The organism is Arenibacter antarcticus (assembly GCF_041320605.1).
In the GTDB taxonomy this organism is placed as follows: Bacteria; Bacteroidota; Bacteroidia; order Flavobacteriales; family Flavobacteriaceae; genus Arenibacter; species Arenibacter antarcticus.
The window spans coordinates 2,974,627-2,996,107 of sequence record NZ_CP166679.1 but is presented as its reverse complement, the minus strand read 5'-3'; the positions used below and the strand labels follow the sequence as shown (position 1 = coordinate 2,996,107).

19 protein-coding genes are annotated in these 21,481 nt (G+C 38.7%); 11 read left to right on the top strand and 8 right to left on the bottom strand.

What is annotated here, in order from left to right; translation table 11 throughout:
* The first annotated feature begins 27 nt into the window (after positions 1-27).
* The 10 genes from KCTC52924_RS12395 (at position 28) to KCTC52924_RS12350 (ending at position 10,542) form a co-directional block, all read left to right on the top strand.
* Positions 28-1,005: a stage II sporulation protein M gene (locus KCTC52924_RS12395; RefSeq protein ID WP_251808440.1), complete on the top strand. Its 978-nt coding sequence runs from the start codon at positions 28-30 to the stop codon at positions 1,003-1,005.
* Positions 977-1,924, top strand: a complete 948-nt coding sequence (locus KCTC52924_RS12390; RefSeq protein WP_251808439.1) for a hypothetical protein — start codon at positions 977-979, stop codon at positions 1,922-1,924. The genes KCTC52924_RS12395 and KCTC52924_RS12390 overlap by 29 nt, the downstream gene beginning before the upstream one ends.
* Positions 1,921-2,649: a hypothetical protein gene (locus KCTC52924_RS12385; RefSeq protein ID WP_251808438.1), complete on the top strand. Its 729-nt coding sequence runs from the start codon at positions 1,921-1,923 to the stop codon at positions 2,647-2,649. Before KCTC52924_RS12390 ends, KCTC52924_RS12385 begins: the two co-directional genes overlap by 4 nt.
* The gene (locus KCTC52924_RS12380) at positions 2,642-3,853 is read left to right on the top strand and encodes a DUF4350 domain-containing protein (RefSeq protein WP_251808437.1); all 1,212 of its coding nucleotides are present in this window, start codon (positions 2,642-2,644) and stop codon (positions 3,851-3,853) included. Before KCTC52924_RS12385 ends, KCTC52924_RS12380 begins: the two co-directional genes overlap by 8 nt.
* Before the next feature lie 2 nt (positions 3,854-3,855).
* On the top strand, positions 3,856-4,860 hold the full coding sequence (locus KCTC52924_RS12375; protein WP_251808436.1) for a MoxR family ATPase: 1,005 nt from the start codon (positions 3,856-3,858) through the stop codon (positions 4,858-4,860).
* A gap of 40 nt (positions 4,861-4,900) precedes the next feature.
* Positions 4,901-6,235 (top strand): DUF58 domain-containing protein, encoded by a 1,335-nt coding sequence (locus KCTC52924_RS12370; protein ID WP_251808435.1) that lies wholly within the window; start codon positions 4,901-4,903, stop codon positions 6,233-6,235.
* A gap of 655 nt (positions 6,236-6,890) precedes the next feature.
* Entirely contained in the window at positions 6,891-8,636 is a 1,746-nt protein-coding gene (locus tag KCTC52924_RS12365) for a tetratricopeptide repeat protein (RefSeq protein ID WP_251808434.1), read from the top strand.
* Positions 8,637-8,686: 50 nt separating this feature from the next.
* Positions 8,687-9,343 (top strand): SCO family protein, encoded by a 657-nt coding sequence (locus KCTC52924_RS12360; protein ID WP_251808433.1) that lies wholly within the window; start codon positions 8,687-8,689, stop codon positions 9,341-9,343.
* Between the two features lie 441 nt (positions 9,344-9,784).
* A complete protein-coding gene (locus tag KCTC52924_RS12355; RefSeq protein WP_251808432.1) occupies positions 9,785-10,024 on the top strand; it encodes a DUF2007 domain-containing protein in 240 nt (79 codons plus the stop codon).
* A 2-nt stretch (positions 10,025-10,026) separates the two neighbouring features.
* Positions 10,027-10,542: a DinB family protein gene (locus KCTC52924_RS12350; protein ID WP_251808431.1), complete on the top strand. Its 516-nt coding sequence runs from the start codon at positions 10,027-10,029 to the stop codon at positions 10,540-10,542.
* Positions 10,543-10,568: 26 nt separating this feature from the next.
* Here the strand turns inward: KCTC52924_RS12350 and KCTC52924_RS12345 are convergent, their stop codons facing one another.
* The 5 genes from KCTC52924_RS12345 to KCTC52924_RS12325 all read right to left on the bottom strand — a co-directional run bounded on the left by KCTC52924_RS12345 (position 10,569) and on the right by KCTC52924_RS12325 (position 16,991).
* Complete coding sequence (locus tag KCTC52924_RS12345; RefSeq protein WP_251808430.1) at positions 10,569-11,510, bottom strand: nitronate monooxygenase family protein; 942 nt, start codon at positions 11,508-11,510, stop codon at positions 10,569-10,571.
* Between the two features lie 128 nt (positions 11,511-11,638).
* Positions 11,639-12,829: a tRNA 2-thiouridine(34) synthase MnmA gene (gene mnmA, locus KCTC52924_RS12340; protein WP_251808429.1), complete on the bottom strand. Its 1,191-nt coding sequence runs from the start codon at positions 12,827-12,829 to the stop codon at positions 11,639-11,641.
* 266 nt (positions 12,830-13,095) lie between these two features.
* Positions 13,096-14,952, bottom strand: a complete 1,857-nt coding sequence (gene yidC / locus KCTC52924_RS12335) for a membrane protein insertase YidC (RefSeq protein ID WP_251808428.1) — start codon at positions 14,950-14,952, stop codon at positions 13,096-13,098.
* 125 nt (positions 14,953-15,077) lie between these two features.
* Complete coding sequence (locus KCTC52924_RS12330; protein ID WP_251808427.1) at positions 15,078-16,694, bottom strand: CTP synthase; 1,617 nt, start codon at positions 16,692-16,694, stop codon at positions 15,078-15,080.
* A gap of 60 nt (positions 16,695-16,754) precedes the next feature.
* On the bottom strand, positions 16,755-16,991 hold the full coding sequence (locus KCTC52924_RS12325; RefSeq protein ID WP_251808542.1) for a DUF3820 family protein: 237 nt from the start codon (positions 16,989-16,991) through the stop codon (positions 16,755-16,757).
* A gap of 403 nt (positions 16,992-17,394) precedes the next feature.
* Between KCTC52924_RS12325 and KCTC52924_RS12320 the strand changes: the two genes are divergently transcribed.
* Positions 17,395-18,264, top strand: coding sequence for a hydroxypyruvate isomerase family protein (locus tag KCTC52924_RS12320; RefSeq protein ID WP_251808426.1), 870 nt, complete (start codon positions 17,395-17,397; stop codon positions 18,262-18,264).
* A 66-nt stretch (positions 18,265-18,330) separates the two neighbouring features.
* Here the strand turns inward: KCTC52924_RS12320 and KCTC52924_RS12315 are convergent, their stop codons facing one another.
* Genes KCTC52924_RS12315 through KCTC52924_RS12305 form a run of 3 tightly spaced genes read right to left on the bottom strand, consistent with a single transcriptional unit; the run spans position 18,331 to position 21,433 of the window.
* Entirely contained in the window at positions 18,331-18,861 is a 531-nt protein-coding gene (locus KCTC52924_RS12315) for a DUF922 domain-containing protein (RefSeq protein ID WP_251808425.1), read from the bottom strand.
* Positions 18,849-19,253, bottom strand: coding sequence for an OsmC family protein (locus KCTC52924_RS12310; protein ID WP_251808424.1), 405 nt, complete (start codon positions 19,251-19,253; stop codon positions 18,849-18,851). The genes KCTC52924_RS12315 and KCTC52924_RS12310 overlap by 13 nt, the downstream gene beginning before the upstream one ends.
* 5 nt (positions 19,254-19,258) lie before the next feature.
* A complete protein-coding gene (locus KCTC52924_RS12305; protein ID WP_251808423.1) occupies positions 19,259-21,433 on the bottom strand; it encodes a LysM peptidoglycan-binding domain-containing protein in 2,175 nt (724 codons plus the stop codon).
* Between the last annotated feature and the right edge of the window lie 48 nt (positions 21,434-21,481).

Genomic DNA, 21,481 nt, shown 5'->3' with positions numbered 1-21,481 from the left:
TTTTAATTTTATAACAACAATACCACTATGCGTGAAGCTGCTTTTGTGAAGCAAAATAAAGAAAAATGGATAGCATTTGAAAAGGCAATCAGTTTTAATGCTCAAATTAGTCCAGATCAACTTGCCGACGGCTATATACAGCTTACCAATGACCTTGCCTATGCACAGACCTATTACGCTGACAGCAAGACGTTACTGTATTTAAACTCCCTTGCATCGCAAGCGCATCAAAAAATTTACAAAAATAAAAAAGAACACCGAAATAGGATCATAGATTTCTGGAAAACGGAATTCCCCACATTTTTTAAACAATACCACCCCACACTGGGCATTGCTTTTATCATATTTATATTGGCCGCAGCAATTGGCAGTATCTCTACTATACATGACGATTCCTTTGTACGATTGATCCTTGGAGATGCTTATGTAAATGAAACCCTCAACAATATTGCCAAGGGAGATCCTACCGCCATTTATAAGGGTGGTAGTGAAATTGGTTCGTTTTTGGGAATTACCATTAACAATATAAAAGTAGCTTTTTTAGCCTTTGCCTTTGGGGTTTTTACCAGTATTGGCACCGTTTATATTTTATTCAGCAATGGTGTTATGCTAGGGGCATTTATCACTTTTTTCCATACCCAACAGGTCTTTTTTGAGGCCAACAAACAAATATGGTTGCACGGTACCATAGAAATATCGGTAATTGTGGTTGCGGGTTGCGCCGGACTCATTATGGGCAATAGTATTCTATTTCCCAAAACATTTTCTAGACGGGTATCTTTTATGAAAGGTGCCAAAGACGGACTAAAAGTTGTGGTCAGCACCATTCCATTCTTTATCTTAGCAGGATTTATAGAGGGGTTTATAACCCGTTACTCCAATATGTCGTCTTGGCTGGCATTTATGATTATCGGCGCATCACTACTACTAATTATCCATTATTATATTATTTACCCAATCTTACTAAACCGTAAACATGAGCGAGAAGGAAAAAAACTTTATTGAACTTAAGATAGATCGGGATTTTGGCGATATCATCTCGTTGTATTTTGATTTTTTTAAAACAAACATTCGAAAATTTACCAATATCTTCTTAAGTTATAACGGCATATTTCTTATAGGCCTATTGATCGTAAGCTATTTGATGGTATCTGGGGTTTTAGCACTTATAAGCAATGAGCAAAATTTGTTGGATAGCAATTTAGCAGCCACGGATCAGAAATATATTTCCTATTTTATTTTTGGTGGAATCCTGTTCTTTCTAATCTTTGTTACAGTGGCCATACTCAACTATAGTCTTAGTACCGCCTATATGATCCAATACGAGGAAAAAGAAGGTCAGCACTTTGAGAAAATTGAGGTATGGGACACAGTAAAAGGTAATCTGAGTAAAATTATTGTATTTATGTTGATCATGATGTTGGCCTTTTTCGGGTTTATGATCCTCGCGGTTATTTTGGCTTTTATTCCACTGGTTGGAATGATTGCCCAATATGTGATCCAATACTTTTTTATGGCTTGGGTAGGAGTTTCTTTTTTTGTGATGCTTAAGGAAAATCAGAGATTTATGGAAGCCCTTACTGAAGGCTGGAATTTGGTCTATAATAACTTTTGGAGGGCAGTAGGGGTGAATTTTATCCTTGGATTTCTAATCGGACTATTGTTTTTGATAGTCCTTATGATCCCAGGTATCCTACTGGGGATCTACACTTTTCACGTGGTGCAGAACAACGTAGATCTAACAGCTACCATTGTCCCTACAATAGTGTATACACTAGGCACCAGTATGCTACTAATACTTATGGTATATTCGCAATGTCTGTCCCAGTTTGTAAATGGCATTCTATACTATTCCTTACACGAAAAGACCTATAACCTACATACCAGAAATAAAATAGATCAAATAGGAAGCCCTGACCTTTGATAAAAATTAAACGTACTCTTTGCGCTTTATTTCTTTTTTCCCTAGGATACTCACAAGGGAACAGGGATACCCTTGCCCTGAACGAAGACCACAACACGCCAATATCCATTAGGGAATTTACTACTGATTTAAATGACAAGTACAACGGAAGTGACTTTAACTACAAAATTGGTGATGGGGAATCCCAAAATCTATTATCCCGTTCTTTCATTTGGTTGACAGATTGGTTAAAAACAATGCTTGGGATAGACCTGCCTCCAGGAACCGCACAAATATTAGAAATCATCGTCTATATCCTAATGGGCTTATTGGCCATCTATCTCTTAGTACGGTTTTTAACAGGGGAACGCGCTTCTGCAATTTTCAATAAAAAGGCAATCTCCTTTGGCAACCTAGATTTATCCGAAGAACATATAGAAAATATAGATCTGGACTCCTTATTGGCAAATGCGCTATCCCAGAATAATTATAGGTCGGCAATTCGCTACCAATATCTAAAAGCGTTAAAAACCCTATCCGTACAACAAGTCATTGTTTGGAAGTACGAAAAAACAAATCAGGATTACGAAAACGAAATTAGCACCCCCTCCATTAAATCAGTATTTAAAGAGGTTTCGTATTTATACGATCATGTATGGTATGGGGAAAAAGAGATCGATGAATTAAAATATAGGGCTGCTCAACTTAAATTCGACCTTATAAACAACCATAGCAGCAATGGATAAACGATCTAAAGTAATTATAGGGGTATTTATTTCAGTGCTGTTAGGCATTATTGTAACAGAAATAGTGCGTCCCAAACCTGTTAATTGGAAACCCTCCTACACCTCAGAAGATAAGATTCCGTTTGGATGTTTCGTGCTTTATGAGGAACTGCCTCAATTATTTCCGGCCCAAGAGCTTATTCCCGTAAATGAAAGTTTGTACAACACACTTTCTATAGCAGATTCCACCATAAACTCTAATTATCTTTTAATCAACAATAATTTGGAATTAGATAAGCAGGAAGCCAACCAGCTTCTTTCTTATGTGCACGCTGGCAACGATGCTTTTATTGCCGCCAGCAGTTTTGGCGACTATCTTTCGGATACCTTAAATTTAAAGGTCGAGTCTTTATATACCATAGGTGAGGATACCACTTACCTTAAGCTTACAAATCCTAGTTTTCAAGAAATGGATTACGCGATGACCCGCGGTCTGTACAATAGTCATTTCACCTCTGTAGACACCTTAAAAACAACAGTTTTAGGACATATCACCTTCCTTGAAAAAGTGGGGATTATGGAAGTCTTCACCACAAAAAAGTTGAAGCGTCCCAATTTTATCAGGCTTCAATTTGGGAAAGGTTATTTTTATCTCAATACTACCCCACAAGCCTTCACCAATTATTATATGCTTGGCGGTAATATGGATTATGTTGGAAATTCGCTTTCCTATTTAAAAAATGTGGCTGTTTATTGGGACAATTATAAAAAGTCAGGACGGGTAGTCATAGATTCCCCCATGCGATTTGTACTTAACCAACCCCCTTTAAAATGGGCCTATTATTTGGGGATCAGCGGAATTTTGATATTCGTATTGTTTAAAATAAAACGGGAGCAACGAATCATTCCAGTGGCACAACCCCTTGAAAATTCTTCTATTGATTTTGCTAGAACGGTAGCAGGACTCTATTTTGAACATAAGGACTACAGCGATCTAATTGCAAAAAAAACGAACTACTTTTTAGAATATTTAAGGAGTAATTTCCATATAAATACACAAGAAATAAATCAAAAAACAGTAAGCGATTTATCCGCAAAGTCGGGAAAATCAATGTCCGAAACCAAGGCTATACTAGACATACTGATCCACTTACAAAACAAAAATCAACATACCGAGCAGGATCTTATCAACCTGAGTAAAAAAATAGATCAATTTAAAAAATAAGCATGGAAGAAATAACACAAGATGGGGACAACAATCCTTTGGAGTTTAAAAATAGAATCGACCTAAGTGAATTACAGACCTCCGTGGCACAGATCAAGTCCGAACTAGGGAAAGTCATTATTGGGCAACAGGAAATGATACAACTTTTAATAATATCTATCTTGGCAAACGGACATTCCCTGATTGAAGGTGTTCCCGGTGTGGCAAAAACGGTTACGGCAAAGCTCTTGGCAAAGACAATGAACGTAGGTTTTAGTAGAATTCAGTTTACGCCAGATCTCATGCCAAGTGATATCCTTGGAACCTCCATCTTTAATGTAAAAACTGCGGAATTTGAGTTTAAGAAAGGTCCTATATTTTCCAATATTATTTTGATCGATGAAATAAATAGGGCCCCAGCGAAAACCCAGGCCGCCTTATTTGAGGCAATGGCCGAACGACAAATCACCATGGACGGAACAGAATACAAAATGCAAGCCCCATTTTTAGTTTTTGCCACCCAAAACCCCATAGAGCAAGAGGGCACCTATAGATTACCGGAGGCACAGTTGGACCGATTCCTTTTTAAAATAAAGGTCAATTATCCTTCCTTGGAAGAAGAGATCCAGATTCTGGAAAACAAGCACCAGCAAAAAAATAAGGCCGTAGAAGATCTAATAAAACCCATACTTACTGCTAAACAAATTGCCGCACATCAGGATACGATCAAGGAAATTATTATTGAACAAAATTTGATGAAATATATAGCTGGCATCGTAAACAGTACACGGGTAAATGCCAATCTCTATCTTGGTGCTTCCCCTAGGGCATCTATCGCCATTATGGATGCCTCCAAAGCAATGGCTGCTATAAACGGGCGCGACTTTGTAACTCCAGATGATATAAAAAAGGTGGCGGTCGCCATTTTAGGGCACCGGATCATATTGACGCCAGAACGAGAAATGGAAGGACTTACCCCAGAAAAGGTGGTAACGCAAATTATTGAAACCATGGAAGTTCCAAGGTAAAAAAGCATCAGTAAATAATATTTCATTAACAGATATCGATTTGAAAAGCATTTTTAGCAACACCTATTTAGAAAAGCGGTTTTTTATCGTTTTAAGCGGAATTGTAATAGGATTTCTGTTATCCTATATATTTCCAAATCTTATGGGTGCGATTAAACTGCTATTTTTTATTTTTGTTTTGGCTTTTGTGGTCGACTTTCTACTCTTATTTGCTTCCAAAGGGATGCTAGTGGGTCAACGTAACGTTCCTGAAAAATTATCTAACGGGGATGACAATGAAATTGAGATCAGCATATCAAATTCCTATCTATTCACTGTCAGCATCAAAATTTTGGATGAGATTCCCCACCAATTCCAGAAACGGGATTTCAATATTATTGCTTCCCTTGCCAAGGGGGATGAAAAACGATTCACCTATCACCTACGCCCAACGGAACGTGGCGTTTATGTTTTTGGGAATTTAAATGTTTTTGCCAAGTCTCCTCTTAGTTTGGTTGCTAAAAAATACACCTTTTGCAACCAACAGGAAGTTTCCGTTTATCCCTCTTTTTTACAACTTCGGAAATACAATCTAATGGCCTTTACCAATCGACTGTTCGAATATGGCCTAAAGAAAATACGGAGAATAGGCCATACTATGGAGTTTGAGCAGATAAAAGACTACGTACAAGGGGATGACATCCGCAATATTAATTGGAAAGCAACCGCCAAAAGGGGGCAATTGATGGTCAACCAGTTTCAGGACGAAAGGTCCCAACCCATTTATTCCATTATAGACAAGGGACGGGTTATGAAAATGCCCTTTGACGGCCTCAGTTTGTTAGATTATGCAGTAAATTCTAGCTTGGTGATTTCAAATATCGCCTTAAAAAAACAAGATAAGGCAGGAATGTTTTCCTTCAGCAATAAGATAGAAAATAGGGTGGTGGCAGAAAAGCGAAGTTCGCAAATGAACCTTATTCTAGAAACCCTATACAACATAAAAACCAATTTTGTAGAAAGCGATTTCAGTTTGCTGTACGCCGATATCAAAAGAAATATCAACCATAGGAGTTTGCTGTTGCTGTATACTAATTTTGAAACCATGGATGCCTTGGATAGGCAACTCCCCTACTTACAAGCCATTGCAAAACATCACTTGTTAGTGGTTATTTTCTTTGAGAATACCGAGCTTAATCGCTTTGTAACAGAAAAGGCACAGACTACTCACCAAATTTTTGAAAAGACTATTGCCGAGAAATTTGTATATGAAAAAAAGCTCATTGTTAACGAGCTTCGAAAACACGGAATACAGACCATCCTTACCAAACCAGAGGACCTGACCATTAATACCATAAATAAGTATTTGGAAATAAAAGCACGGGGATTGCTATAGTTCCCCAAAAGCTGATCAACCTCAGAAATGGCAAAGGATGACCGTTATTCCTGAGTCATATTCCCGTGTTAATTGATAATTTTCAGTATTTTAAACACTAAAAACAACCCGACTACACCTTTAATTTATAAGCCTCCTATTTTACTGCATGAATTATTTATTTGAGTGAAAACATCTTCGCCTCACAGTGCTGTCTTTCAATATTTTAAAACATTTTTCTTGTTGATAAAATCAAAATAAACTATCTTTAAAGTAACGTGATACCAGGTTTTTATCGGTTTTCACACTGGAACCTACCCCTCGACAACAAGTATTAGCCCCCTTACTTCGAATTTCAAAAAAGTTAAAATAGCCCCTTAACTTGCCTTTGTACGGATATTAATTAAAAATGACTGGTTGTTTAACTCAGTCCATATTTAGCAATTCGCGTATTACTAATAAGGCCATTTTAGAGTGCCTCTTTCCCCTATTAAAGATTTTGATCGATAGTGCTAAGCAACAAAGAATAGTAGTGTTATATAAAACTCAAAATTTTGACACAGACAAATGATTTTAGATGGAACACAATGGTTTAAAGCCTCTTATACAACAGGATTTGAGCTGTTTACATCTACATTATGCAATTCTGGTTCATTAATCGCAAAAACGCAATCCGATGAAAACAAAATCTGTCCAAGTATTATTTACGCTCGTACTACTAATGGTTCTTTTCCATTTAATTTCCACCCCCGAAAAAAGTATTGACAGCGATGAACTGATCGCTAAGCCTCAACAAGCCTCCTTAAATTTCATGAAATGTACGGTTGCCAAATTTATGTTGAGCAATGTGGATACCACCCAACAAATATCACCCTTGTTTGAAAATCTAGGTAATCACCACTTTAAAATAAGCACCAAAAATGATACGTCACAAACCTTTTTTGATCAGGGATTAAAACTTGCTTACGCCTTTAACCATGCAGAGGCGCACCGGTCATTTATGGAAGCTAGCAGACTTGATCCCAAATCGGCCATCACTTACTGGGGTCAGGCCTATGTACTAGGCCCTAACATAAATGATCATTTTCCGGATGATGAGCGCAAAACAAAATCGTACGAAGCACTATTGAAAGCCAAAAATCTAGCTGCTGATGCTTCTCCCAAAGAACAGGCGCTAATAGAAGCATTGACCCATAGATACAGTAATGATTTATCTGCCGATATCGCAGAACTCAACATAGCCTATATGAATGCTATGGCAGCGGTGGCGGGGAAATTCCCGGAGGATGCAGATGTACAGACTATGTATGCTGAAGCAATCATGAATACCACACCATGGAATTATTGGGACAGTGAAGGAAATCCTGCTACCAACACCCTAAAGGGAAAAGCAGCCTTAGAACGTGCTATGCAACTCAATCCGGACCATCCTGGCGCACACCATTATTATATCCATATGGTGGAACTTCCCCACCCAGATCTAGCTGTTCCTAGTGCGGACAAATTGGGATCCTTAATGCCCGCTGCTGGACATATTGTACACATGCCATCTCATATTTATATTCGCGTTGGCAGGTATAAGGATGCGGTAGATGTCAACAAGGCTGCTATATTAGCAGATGAAGATTATATTTCACAGTGTTATTCACAAGGAATGTACCCCTTGGGTTACTATCCACATAACCTTCACTTTTTATGGTCGGCCGCCAGCCTGCTAGGAGATAGCGATACTGCAATTGACGCGGCCAAAAAAACGGCGGAAAAAGTACCCATTGGGGAATTGGAAAATTTGCCCTTTTTACAGGATTTTGCTTCATCCCCACTTTTGGCCTATACGCGATTTGGGAAATGGAACGAAATCTTGACCACCCCATATCCGGGAGATCAATACCTACATCTTAAACTGATTTGGCATTATTCAAGGGGAATTGCGTTTATCAGAAAAAACAATTTAAAAGAATCGAGGGAAGAGCTCGATGCACTGAATAAGATGCAAAATAATCCCGCACTCGAAAGTATAGTTGCCAACAGCTCCAATCCCTCCTCTATTATCGCCAAAGTAGCCTACGAAGTTGTGGCTGGTGAACTTGCCGCTGCGGAAGGGAATCTTACAAAAGCTCAGGAACACCTGAATAAAGCTGTCAGTTTTGAGGAAAAAATAGTTTATAGCGAACCGGCAGCTTGGCATATCCCCGTAAGGCAAAGCTTGGGTGCGGTCCTATTAAAAGCAGAAAAATATGAGGAAGCTGAAATGCGTTTTAAAGAAGATCTGGAAGTACTCCGTCAAAATGGATGGTCCCTAATGGGGCTGTATCATAGTTTAAAGGCACAGAACAAAATAGAAGAAGCTAATGAGATAAAAAAAGAATTTGATGCAGCATGGCAGTATGCGGACATAGCAATTAACAATTCCGTTCTTTAATTATGACTATTACAATGAAAGGTTAGTACATACCGTATTAAATAAAAAGCATGGGATATAGAGGGAACATAGGTATTTTAATGATTATACTTTTTATTGCTATAGTCATTTTTATAAATCGATTTATTAACATTGAACATAATGACCTACCGATATATAATCCCATTGACTTTAATCCTGAATTGGTGGACTTCAGTAAGCAGGGGCAACATACTGATCATACCGTGGCCTATTTTAGCCTAATCAACCAGAATGGGGATACTGTTACCAATTTGGACTATCGAGATAAAATTTATGTTGCAGATTTCTTCTTTACCCGTTGTCCCAGTATCTGTCCGATTATGACCAACAATATGAACAAATTACAAGGTCTCTTTATGAACGATAAGGAGATAAAATTACTATCACTTTCGGTAACACCAGAAATGGACAGTGTACCTATTTTACAGGAATATGCTAGTAAAAATGGGGCGGTCCAATCCAAATGGAATATTACCACAGGTGACAAAAAACATATTTATGAGTTGGCAAGAAAGAGTTTTTTTGCTGCTGTTGATGAGGGAGATGGCGGATTTCAAGATTTTATTCATACCCCCAACTTTGTACTTGTAGACAAACGAAAACAGATAAGGGGGATCTATAATGGCACCCTTGATGAAGAGATAAAGAGATTGATACGGGATATTAAAACTTTAAAAGCAGAATAATTAGACCGTTTCAGATGCTGTCTCCTAATACTATTACCAAAGCTATCCACAACCTAACAAGGACAATATCAATATAAAATTAGGGTGAAGTGGTCAAAAAAGTCAAAAATAATTGGCTAAGGCCTCCCTGTGTTTAAAACTATAACCTCCACATCAACCTGCCCGTCCAGAAGGCGGCTGTGGAGAGAATTGAAATAGGTTCCCTAATTACTCACCATTTAAGAACAATAAATCATCCATATTCTTTATACTATGGCCTAGGGTTTGGGTTCATCTTAATTTTGCTATACGCTATTCTGAGGAGGGGCATAAGCTTTCCAAAAAAGATAATAAACCCCTAGATTATATAGTCAAGAGTAGTCTATACCTTCGTAATATTAAGCGTCCATATAAGTTTTCTGTTCCCTATTTTTTATTAACTTTAAAACTTAATGCGAAACCATGGTCAAGGATTACATCAAAATATTTTCCGGCAATCTTATCATTGCAGGGAGGATTAAAGAAGAATTAAGGCTGATCGGAATAATGCCAGTAGTAAGGGATGAATCGGAATCGGGGCGTTTAGCCGGATTTGCTTCTCCAATGCAGGGAGTTCAAGAAATTTATGTCCAACCTACTGAAGTCGATAAAGCTAAACCCATTGTAGACCAGTTACTAGCAAGCTTTAATGCTGAATTATAACTATGGGCGAAGAACTTACTTCCACTGCACCTGAATTCTGGCTGAGAGGTCCTATTAAAGGCATTTCACCCCTATTGCAGCCTGCGGCCCATGCATTGTCCCAGTCCAGATTGGAATTAACCCTATACACGGACCATTTTCCTGACAAGCTTCTCTGGGAGAGGCCATCGGGCTGTGCTTCGGTAGGCTTTCATATGCAGCATATTACTGGGGTATTGGATAGGATCATGACCTATGCCCAGGACAGCTCGTTATCCGAAGAACAATTTCAATATTTAAAGCAAGAAGGGCAACGCAATCCAAATATTTCAGTTTCCGACTTGGTAGGTAACTTTAACCGAAAGGTAGATGAAGCACTTTTATTGTTTAAGCAATTACCGGAGTCCGAATTGACCAAAGCCCGAGCAGTGGGTCGTAAAAAATTGCCCTCTACGGTACTTGGTCTCTTGTTTCATGCTGCAGAACACAGTCAGCGCCACATAGGCCAGATGCTTGTTACCATTCGGGTATTGCAGTAATTATTCACCGAAATAATTACTACTTTCTAAAACTTAGCTACCTCTTTTTGTGCCTCTTTAAACTCTTCCATCATATCTTGGACAATGGTAGCCGCGGGTCTAATATCGTGAATGATGGCAGCAACCTGACCAATTTCTAGTTCACCTTCCTCCAAATCCCCTTCAAACATGCCGCGTTTTGCCCTAGCGCGTCCCAACAGAGTCTTAAGATCCGCTACACTTGCTCCCTTGGCGTAAGCTTCCTGCACATCTTGAAAGAATTTATTTTTAAGCATTCGCACTGGTGCAAGTTCTTTTAAGGTTAATTGTGTAGCACCCTCTCCTGCCTCCACTACCTTTTGCTTGAATGCGGCATGGGAAGAAGCCTCATTACTCGCTACAAATCTACTTCCTACCTGCACTCCATCCGCACCTAAAACCATGGCTGCCAACATGGCCTTTCCTGTGGCAATTCCACCAGCAGCTATTAACGGAATGTTTATTATTTCCTTAACAGCGGGTATCAGCGTCAATGTGGTAGTTTCATCCCTACCATTATGACCGCCAGCTTCAAATCCCTCTGCTACTATAGCATCTACCCCTGCAGCCTCTGCTTTTTGGGCAAATTTAACGCTACTCACCACATGTACTACGGTAATGCCCTTTTCCTTTAAATAGGAGGTCCAGGTTTTTGGATTTCCAGCAGAAGTAAAGACAATTTCCACCCCTAACTCCACAATGATAGCCATGTGTTTATCGATATCGGGATACAACATAGGTACGTTTACCCCAAAAGGTTTGTCCGTAGCTTGTTTGCATTTTAGGATATGTTCCCTGAGCACTTCTGGGTACATAGATCCAGCACCTATGATTCCCAATCCCCCTGCATTAGAAACCGCCGAGGCCAAACGCCAACCGCTGGCCCAGATCATGCCTGCCTGAATTATGGGATAGGAAATATTAAATAGAGTTGTGATTCTGTTTTGCATTGATTATCCAACTTTTGGGTTTACCACATCAGCTATATAGGTCCGTAAAGTTCGGATAACATCTAGATACTCTGTGTATATATAAAAGTAGCCAATACGACCAATTTATGGAATCGGGAATTGGGGTGTTATGATATTACCCCCGAACCTACTAATTCTTCTCCGATATACCAAGCCACAAATTGCCCTTCAGTAATTGCAGATTGTTTATCCTCGAAATCCACGTATAGACCAGCATCAACCCTATATAAAGTAGCTTTTTGCAACGGTTGGCGATAGCGTATCCTCGCCATAACCTGCATGGTTTCATCCACAGCAAGTGCCAAATCTGTACGCACCCAATGCAGTTCGTCCAGAGTTACAAATAAGGTTCGTCTATACAATCCAGGGTGACTCTTTCCTTGCCCAGTATAAATTACGTTTTCCACAACATCGGTTTCCAATACAAACAAGGGCTCTTTTGTACCACCTACATCAAGACCCTTTCGTTGTCCTTTTGTAAAATAATGCGCCCCTTGATGCTCCCCTACTACCTTACCATCAGCAATCTGATAGCTAGGTTTTTCGGCATAAAATGATAATTCCTCTAATTTGGAATTAAAATTTGGGGTTTTATTATTAAGTTGTGGCAATGCGGAGGGCACCTCTACGATTACTCCCTTTTTTGGTCTTAATTTTTGTTGTAGAAATTCTGGCAATCGCACTTTTCCAATAAAACAGAGTCCTTGGGAATCTTTTTTATCAGCGGTAATCAATTCATTTTCGGCTGCAATACGTCTTACTTCAGGCTTAAGCAATTCCCCAATTGGAAAAAGAGTTTTTGCAAGCTGTTCCTGTGAAAGTTGACATAAAAAGTAGGATTGATCCTTATTTGCATCGGCCCCTGCCAATAACTGATAGGTTTCGGAGCCGTCCTTATTAATTATGGTTCCCTTTCTACAATAATGACCCGTAGCAACATAGTCTGCCCCTAGTTGCAAGGCAATTTTCATAAATACATCAAATTTTATTTCCCTATTGCACAGGACGTCCGGATTTGGGGTCCTTCCCAGTTCATATTCACGGAACATATAATCTACAATACGCTCCTGATACTGTGCACTTAGGTCGACAGTTTGAAAAGGGATTCCTAATTTTTCTGCCACGATAAGTGCATCATTACTATCCTCTAACCAAGGGCATTCCTTGGAAATAGTAACCGAATCATCGTGCCAGTTTTTCATGAAAAGACCTATCACCTCATATCCCTGCTCTTTTAAGAGATATGCGGTTACGCTGGAATCTACTCCACCTGAAAGTCCTACAACTACCTTTTTCATTACCTAGAATTAATATGCAAAAGTACAAAATTGCAAATTGGATGCCACATTATATAATTTTAAAGATTTCCCGAAAATTTGGCTAAACATCAAAAGCACCTTGGTTAGCATACAAAAAGAATCCGTTTACAACTTTTAGTTTGTAAAACTGTAAAGATTCCCAATCTTTGAAGTCCTAAATCTTACCAAACCAAACCAAAAAAGCTCTCAGAAACCAATATTACATCGGTTAATGAGAGCTTTTGCTTTTTAAGAGTATGGGGAGTTTATTTCTTCCCTAACTTTTTTTGTTCTTCGGCCTGTTCCATCATTTCTCTCATCTTTTTCTGGAACTTATTTTCCTTTTTAGGCTTCTTTTTGTTCTCCTGAATTTGAGCGTGAATCTTATCCTCATCTAAAATAAACTTCTTGATGGCCAACATTATTAGAATGGTAATAAGGTTGGATACAAAATAGTACAAACTTAATCCACTAGCATAGTTGTTAAAAAAGAACAACATCATTAAAGGCGATAGATATAAGATAAATTTCATATTAGGCATTCCCGGTTGGGTTGGCATATTTTGTCCAGTAGTCATCATCATATAAAAGAAGATGGCAACGGAAGCCAAAATTGGGAACAAACTTACGTGATCACCATAGAACGGAATGGTGAACGGTAATTGCGCAATAGCATCATAAGACGAAAGGTCATCTGCCCATAGGAACGACTTTTGCCTCATGGCAAACGAAGTTGGGAAGAACATAAAAAGGGCGTAAAAAATTGGCATCTGTAATAGCGCCGGTACACAACCGCTCATAGGACTTACCCCAGCTTTGTTATAAAGCTTCATAGTTTCCTGTTGCTTCTTCATGGCGTTATCCTTGTACTTCTCACCTAACTCTGTAATTTCAGGCTTTAATACCTTCATCTTAGCCTGTGATAAATAAGACTTATAGGTCACAGGCGACATCGCCAAGCGCACTAAAATAGTCATGACCACAATAGCGATTCCATAGGGGAAAAATCCGCTTAAAAAGGTATATATTGGTGTAAACATATAACGGTTGATCCATCCAAAGATCCCCCATCCGAAGGGAATTGAATCTTCAAGACCCAATTCTTTATATTGCGCCAACACTTTAACATCTGTTGGTCCGTAATACCAATTTAAATTATAAGAAAGCTCCCCACCTTCCAATTTTAAGGGTACTTCTGCAGCAAATTCCTTGGTAAAGCCTTGAGTGCGACTTTCCTCTTCCACCAAATTGATAGAACTTAAATTAGCAGTCTCAAAATGATCTGAATTGGTTAATATGGAACTGAAAAAATGTTGTCTGTAGGATAACCATTTCACATCTTTTTCTAACTCCTCGTCAGAACTTCCTTCAGACAGCTTACTTATTTTACCATCTTCATAGTTATAGGTAAGTCTAGTATATCTATTTTCATATTGGACACTTTTGGAATGCCTTATACCCTTTAATTTCCAATCCAAATTAATAGGGTTACTATTGTTTATAACCCCATTTAATCCCTGTGAACGCAAAGTAAATCCAACCAAATACTCATCTGGTTTCATTTCATACCTATATTCTAGATACTTATCCTCTGCAACCTTGGCTTTCATAGATAGCACCTGAGTGTCACCAGAGGTAGTAAGAGAAGGCTCAAAAAACAAGTCTTTGGTGTGTAGTACTCTATTGTCTGAGGTAGAAAAAGTTAATCCAAAACTGGCATTATTATCCTTTACCAGATAAACTGGGATAGAATCATAGGTAACGTATTTCTTCATGGTAGCCTCTACAATCTGGCCACCTTTATTACTGATTTCCAAATAAACCAAATCATTCTCCAAAACAGTGGTCCCTTCTTTAGGGGCCGTATATCCAAAAGCACCAATGGCATTTTTGTAAATGGCTACTGCGATAGAATCATTGGCATCTATTGGTTTTGGTGCTGCAACAGCAGATTGACTTGCTTCTGGTTGAGCCTCTTTGGTAATCTCTAGTTGCTCTTGCTGGGCTTTTTTCGCTTCCAACTCCTCAGGGGTCGGTTGGTTTTGCCAAAACATAAAAACAAGAATACCAAAAATCAGCACAAAGCCAATAATGGTGTTAATATCCAATTTCTTTTCTTCCATCTAACGTATTATTATTTTACTTGATCTTTTGACTATTCCAGAAACCATTTCCATCCTTTAAATCGAAATTATTCCGTTTGCAAATATATGCCCAATTGCACATAATATATCAAAGTGGCTTCTGCTTATTTGCTCTGGTGTTTTAGTGCCGCTTTTATAAATGCAACAAATAACGGGTGCGGATTGGCTACCGTGCTTTTGTATTCTGGATGGTACTGTACCCCTACAAACCATGGATGCGACGGAAGCTCAATAATTTCGACCAAACCAGTTTTTTTGTTTATTCCCGAAGCTATAAGTCCAGCTGCTTCCAACTCTTCTTTGTATTTGTTGTTAAACTCGTATCTATGTCTATGACGTTCGGAAATGACCTCTGCACCATTGTAAATTTTTTGCGCCAAACTTCCTTTGGTCAACTCACAATCCCAAGAGCCTAAACGCATAGTCCCTCCTTTATTTACAATATTTTTTTGTTCTTCCATGATACTAATTACCGGGTCTGGCGTAGTTTCATCCATCTCAGTAGAATTCGCATTCTCCAAATTCAGTACATTTCTAGAATATTCTATAACAGCCATTTGCATTCCAAGGCAAATTCCCAAAAACGGAATATTATTGACCCGTGCAAATTGAACAGCTCTGATCTTACCTTCTATACCCCGTTCCCCAAAACCTGGTGCAACCAAGATACCATCCAAGCCTTCCAATTTCTTCTCTAAGGCTTTTCCCTTAAGATGTTCGGAGTGAATGGATTTAACCGTTACCTTAACATGATTTACAGAACCTGCATGTATAAACGACTCCAAAATGGATTTATAGGAGTCCTGTAATTCCACATATTTACCAATTAAACCAACAGTAACCTCATTTTTTGGATTTTTGTGCCATTCCAGAAATTGTTTCCAATGGGTTAGATCGGGAACAACATCATCGGCCAAGTTCAATTTCTTTAAGGTTACCGTATCCAAACCTTCTTGTTGCATTAGGATCGGCACATCATAAATGGTAGATGCGTCTATAGATTGAATAACTGCCTCCCTTTTTACATTGCAAAAAAGCGCCAGTTTATCCTTTAATTCATCTGGAATTTCATGTTCGGTCCTACACACCAAAATATCTGCCTTAATACCACTTTCCATCAAGGTCTTTACGGAATGTTGGGTAGGTTTTGTTTTTAACTCCCCTGCCGCTGAAAGATAGGGCACCAAAGTTAGGTGAATTACAATTGCATTATTATCCCCCAACTCCCAAAGCAACTGACGTACAGCTTCAATATAAGGCAAGGACTCTATATCGCCAACGGTACCACCAATTTCGGTAATAACGATATCATAATCGCCACTTTTTCCTAAAAGCTGAATACGTTCCTTGATTTCATTGGTAATGTGCGGCACCACCTGAACGGTCTTGCCAAGAAATTCACCCCTTCTCTCCTTTTCTATAACACTTTGATAGATTCTACCAGTAGTAACGTTATTAGCTTGGGAGGTACGAACATTGAGGAATCTTTCATAATGACCAAGATCAAGATCTGTTTCTGCACCGTCATCGGTTACATAACATTCTCCATGTTCATATGGATTTAGTGTACCAGGGTCCACATTTATATATGGATCTAATTTTTGAATAGTAGTTCTATAACCTCTTGCCTGCAATAATTTGGCAAGAGAGGCCGCTATTATCCCTTTCCCAAGGGATGAAGTAACCCCACCGGTTACAAAAATATACTTAGTTTCTGACATGAAGCGTTAGGTTGAATTCTTAACGCGAGCAAAAGTACAAATTGCATTCACAATTTCGAGTTAATACTTGGGAAAATCTTTTTGAATTTTGCGAATTAGCCCTTCCAAACCGTTTATTTTTATTTCTAGCATAGATCTAAGCAAATTTCCAAGTTTACCATCGGGAAATCCACGTTGCTGAAACCATATCAAATAAGGTTCGGGAAGATCAACTAAATACCTTCCCTTAAATTTTCCAAATGGCATCCGATAATGTGCCAATTCAATCAAATGTCTTTTATCTGGAACTATATTCATAGGTAACAATCTAGCGTATCGTGAAGCCAAAGTTATCACAGAATCGACCACTGCCTTATACGCCATTTCAGCCTTAACTTAACACTTGCCAAATATACCATCTTCCTATTGGCCTACCAATATTTTGATGAAAATGAAGAATCGATTTTATTAGTGGGGATTTCCGAAACATTAGGCGCCTCTTTTAAGTATCTTTAAACCAAATCACCTATATTTATATATGTAATATTTGCGTTTATCAGCAAACTCCAATTCGTTTTAGGGCATTAAAAGAGTTAGATCCTATTGCCGTAATCCACATAGGCAGTTAGCCACCTATAGTTTTATAATAATTTAATAACATTGCTACCCACGTTTTACTTAGGGACAAGCATGTGGCCTCAAAAGTTAAAAAAGTAATTAGATGAAACGAAGAACATTTATAGGAACCTCAGCGGCGGCATCTGTTGGGATGCTGACCTACAATACAGGACATGCAATGGAACCGGACACTGCAAAAGAGGACAAACTAAAAAACAACATTAATCACAGTGTTTGCTACTGGTGTTACGGAAATATTCCTCTGGAAGACTTCTTAAAATCCTTAAACAATTTAGGCGTAAAGGCAATTGACCTAATGGGTCCAAAAGATTGGCCACTGCTCAAGAAATATAATATCCACTCCTCTATGTGCAACGGGGCAGAAATTAGTCTTACCGAAGGATGGAACGACCCCAAGTACCACGAAATATTGATTAAAAATTACACTGAAATGATTCCCAAAGTTGCCGAGGCCGGATACACCAATCTGATATGTTTTAGCGGTAATCGCAGGGGCCTGGATAACGAACAAGGACTAAAGAATTGCGTGGAAGGTTTAAAACAGATTTTGCCCTTGGCAAGGCAACATGGAGTAATCATCCTAATGGAACTATTAAACGCTAAAGTGGACCACGAAGATTATATGTGCGATAACTCTGAATGGGGAGTAGCATTGTGCAAAGCACTGGATTCCAATAATTTTAAGCTACTATATGATATTTACCACATGCAAATAATGGAAGGTGATATAATTAGGACCATCAAAAAATACCATCCCTATTTTGGCCATTATCACACTGGGGGAAACCCGGGAAGGAATGAGATAAATGAAACTCAAGAGCTATACTATCCGGCCATAATGAAAAGTATTTTGGAAACAGGTTATAAAGGGTTTGTAGCGCAAGAGTTTATACCTACTTGGGACGATAAGATTGCCGCCCTTAAGGAAGGTATTACTATTTGTGATGTGTAATTAAAACCTGATGGTAGTATAGAAGGAGACTGTAGTTCTAATTAAACAGGAAGTTTTATTACCTATTTATTGACCTAAGGCCAATTTTATCCTTTTGTTCCACTCCATTTGTTTTTCTTGATTACGGGAAAAATTGGTTTCCTTATCATACCTATTTTGATAATTGCTAAGTTCCTTTAGAATTTGGCGATAAATACCCCTTACCTCAGACTTTGTATTCTTGGTAAAGGTGGCTTTCGCAAATTCACGACGCAATTTTCTGGTATAGATTTCGGTGATATCAAAATGCAGTTGCTCATGATTCAATATCGCAGTATTGGGAGTGGTACTCCTGACCCATGAATTTTCTGGATAAAAGTGGGCATCAACTTTAAAATCGACTTCAATTTTTCCGTTTTTATTCAAAGATGAAAAACTATAGGTAATACCACTGGCCGTAACCGCAGCAGCGTTAGAGGTGAGCGACGGTTTCCCCTTAAAATCAGACCATTTTAATCGATTCCCCTGTTGCCATAACACACCACCTTCTTGTTGTCCAAAGCCTATTTCCACCACAAGGAAAAGAGCGAGGACCAACCAAAGGTTTAAAGTTCCCAATGGAATGAAATATTCCTGACAATATCAGGGTGAAGACTGAATTGCACGGGACAAGTACGCGCAGTATGCTCCAATATTTTCCTATTTTTATCAGAAACGTTTTTAGGCATATAAAATGCTACATCTATTCTTACTATCCGCCTCGGATCAGCCTCCATGAATTTAGTAACCTCCGCGGTAGAATCCACAAGATTTACTTCCAATCCTTTTGCTTTTATCCCCATCACGGAAAACATACAACTTGCCAAACCTGTGGCTATCGTATCCGTTGGTGAAAAGGCCTGTCCCAGCCCGTGGTTATCCAATGGGGCATCGGTTACAAAACTGTTCCCCGATAGTAAATGCACGCAATTTGTTCTCAGGTTGCCTAAATAAGTTACTTTGGAAGTCATTGTTATTATTCTTTTAATTCCACAACTTCCATATTTTGGAAGCTCATGATATAAGAGGCCCTATTAAAGTAGCCAGAGGTAGGGTTTTTGGCGAAATTAAATTTATTACCAGTATATTCTGTAACACCAATTAACTTGGATGCATCTATCAGATTATTTTTATAAGCAAGTTTCAATAGTAAATCATAGGCAATATCAAAACCCCGTACCGCATAGGCATCGGGTTCCGCACCAAACTTTTCACTATACGCCCTTGTAAACCCATCGTTGCCTACTTCTCGCGAAGGAGATGCATAGGTAAACCTAAGATTAGACATATGTGAATATGACACCAATTCGTTTTCAAAGGCCCTATTTTTATCCGTTGTAAACAGTCTGATATTTTTCACCTTGTTGTTCATGGAATTGAGCAAGGAGGCCACATGGTAAACCACATTAGCCTGGTCAGTTTCCAAAAACACCCAATTCTCTGTTGTTGCGGATAGCATAGCGCTTATCTCATTTATATTTACGGACCTATCTTCTTTAAGGCCTACGATTTTGGCTCCGGGAAATTTCTTTAATAAGATCGCTTGTGTGGGTTTATTCTTTTCATCGGCAATGACAATAATTTTTTGATCCGACCTTACCTCGCTTACATAGTCTAAAATTTGTTCCTGCAATACTTTTTTAGATGGCATCGCAAAAAACACATTCCCAAGGCTTAAATTACTACCCTCTGTCATTGGGGCAACTACGGGCAAGTTATATTGCGATGCCTGGAGTGCCACTTCCTTAAGCGACTCTGGATCTAAAGGCCCAAAAATAGCCGATACCCCATTTAGATTCTCCCGCTGTAAAATGGATCTGGTACGCACCATACTCAACTCCGTATCAAAGGTTCTTACATCTACTGATATCCCTAATTTCGCCACGGAATCGATTGCCACCATAGCACCTGAATACAAGCCAAGGCTATACTTTACATCCTTTCTTTTTTCAATGGAGGTTGTTGTGGCTTCAATGTCATCTAGATTAAGCCTGTCTAACCTAAAGGGCAATAGAAACAGAAGTTTAGGTTTGTACAGTGGATTTATACTATCCACTAAATTAATTCTATCAAGAATAAGGGCATTCTTCACCTCAAAATTCCCTGTTTGATCTTTTGGGATTTTCAATACCATTCCCGCCTTCAAACCATCTTTTAAATCAGGATTCAGATCCAACAACTCCCTATAGGTAACCCCTAATTTACGGGTAAGGGAAAATTCTGTTTGCTTAGGATTCACTTCATAAAAATTGTAGTTCTCCGTGTTCACCACTCCGGCATTAATGGTCCTAACGGGAATTTGAAGTACCATTCCTTCTTTAAGTCCACCCCGCTCCTTAATTTGGGGATTTAAAGCGATAAGTTCTTCGGAACTAAGCCCAAATTTTTTCTCCAAGCTATAAAAAGTCTGTTTTGGAGGCACCGTGTAGGAAGTAAACAATTGGGTCTTTTGGTTCTTAATGACGCCACTCAACAGTTTCGGAAGTAATAATTCCTGACCAGTAGCCAAATGATCTGTTGTTTTGGACAGGTCCGGATTTAGAATTAAAAGGCTATCCACTGTAATACCGTATTTATGAGCAATACTCCATCTAGTCTCCTTAGGCTGAACGGCATAAACCAAGTAATTCTCTTCCGAGTAGCCAGTTTCAACCTCCTTTTCCCTTTTATATTTAGGAATCTTTAAGGTCATCCCTTTTTTTAATTGCACTGAATACAATTCTCTATTGTAGCGTTTTATATCATCCTCGGTGATATGGAATTGTTTGGCGATCCCGTACAAGGTTTCCTTTCTCCTTGTCCTATGTGATGTAAATCCAACTGGCTTCGCCCTTTCCAAAGCCATTTCTGATCCTTGTAATTTATCCAATAAAGCATCTACACCTCCCACCTTATCTTGCTTTACTACCGGGGTAAAAGTTTTATCACCTACTGGAATAACAAGAATGGTGTTAGCCTTAACGGGTTGCCCTTTCTTTACTTCCTTATTATAGTTTAATATCCCTTGTTCAGAAACCTTGTATTGTTTTGCAATACTTTCCAAAGTCTCGCCTGCCTTTACGGAATGGGTGGCGAATTTCTGGGCAATAGCGCTAACCCCAACAAATAAAAGTAGGATTGTCGCTAATATTGCTTTCTTATTTAATTTCACTATCCTGGATTTTTAAGGTTAAAGAATTATTAACGCATTACTATTTGG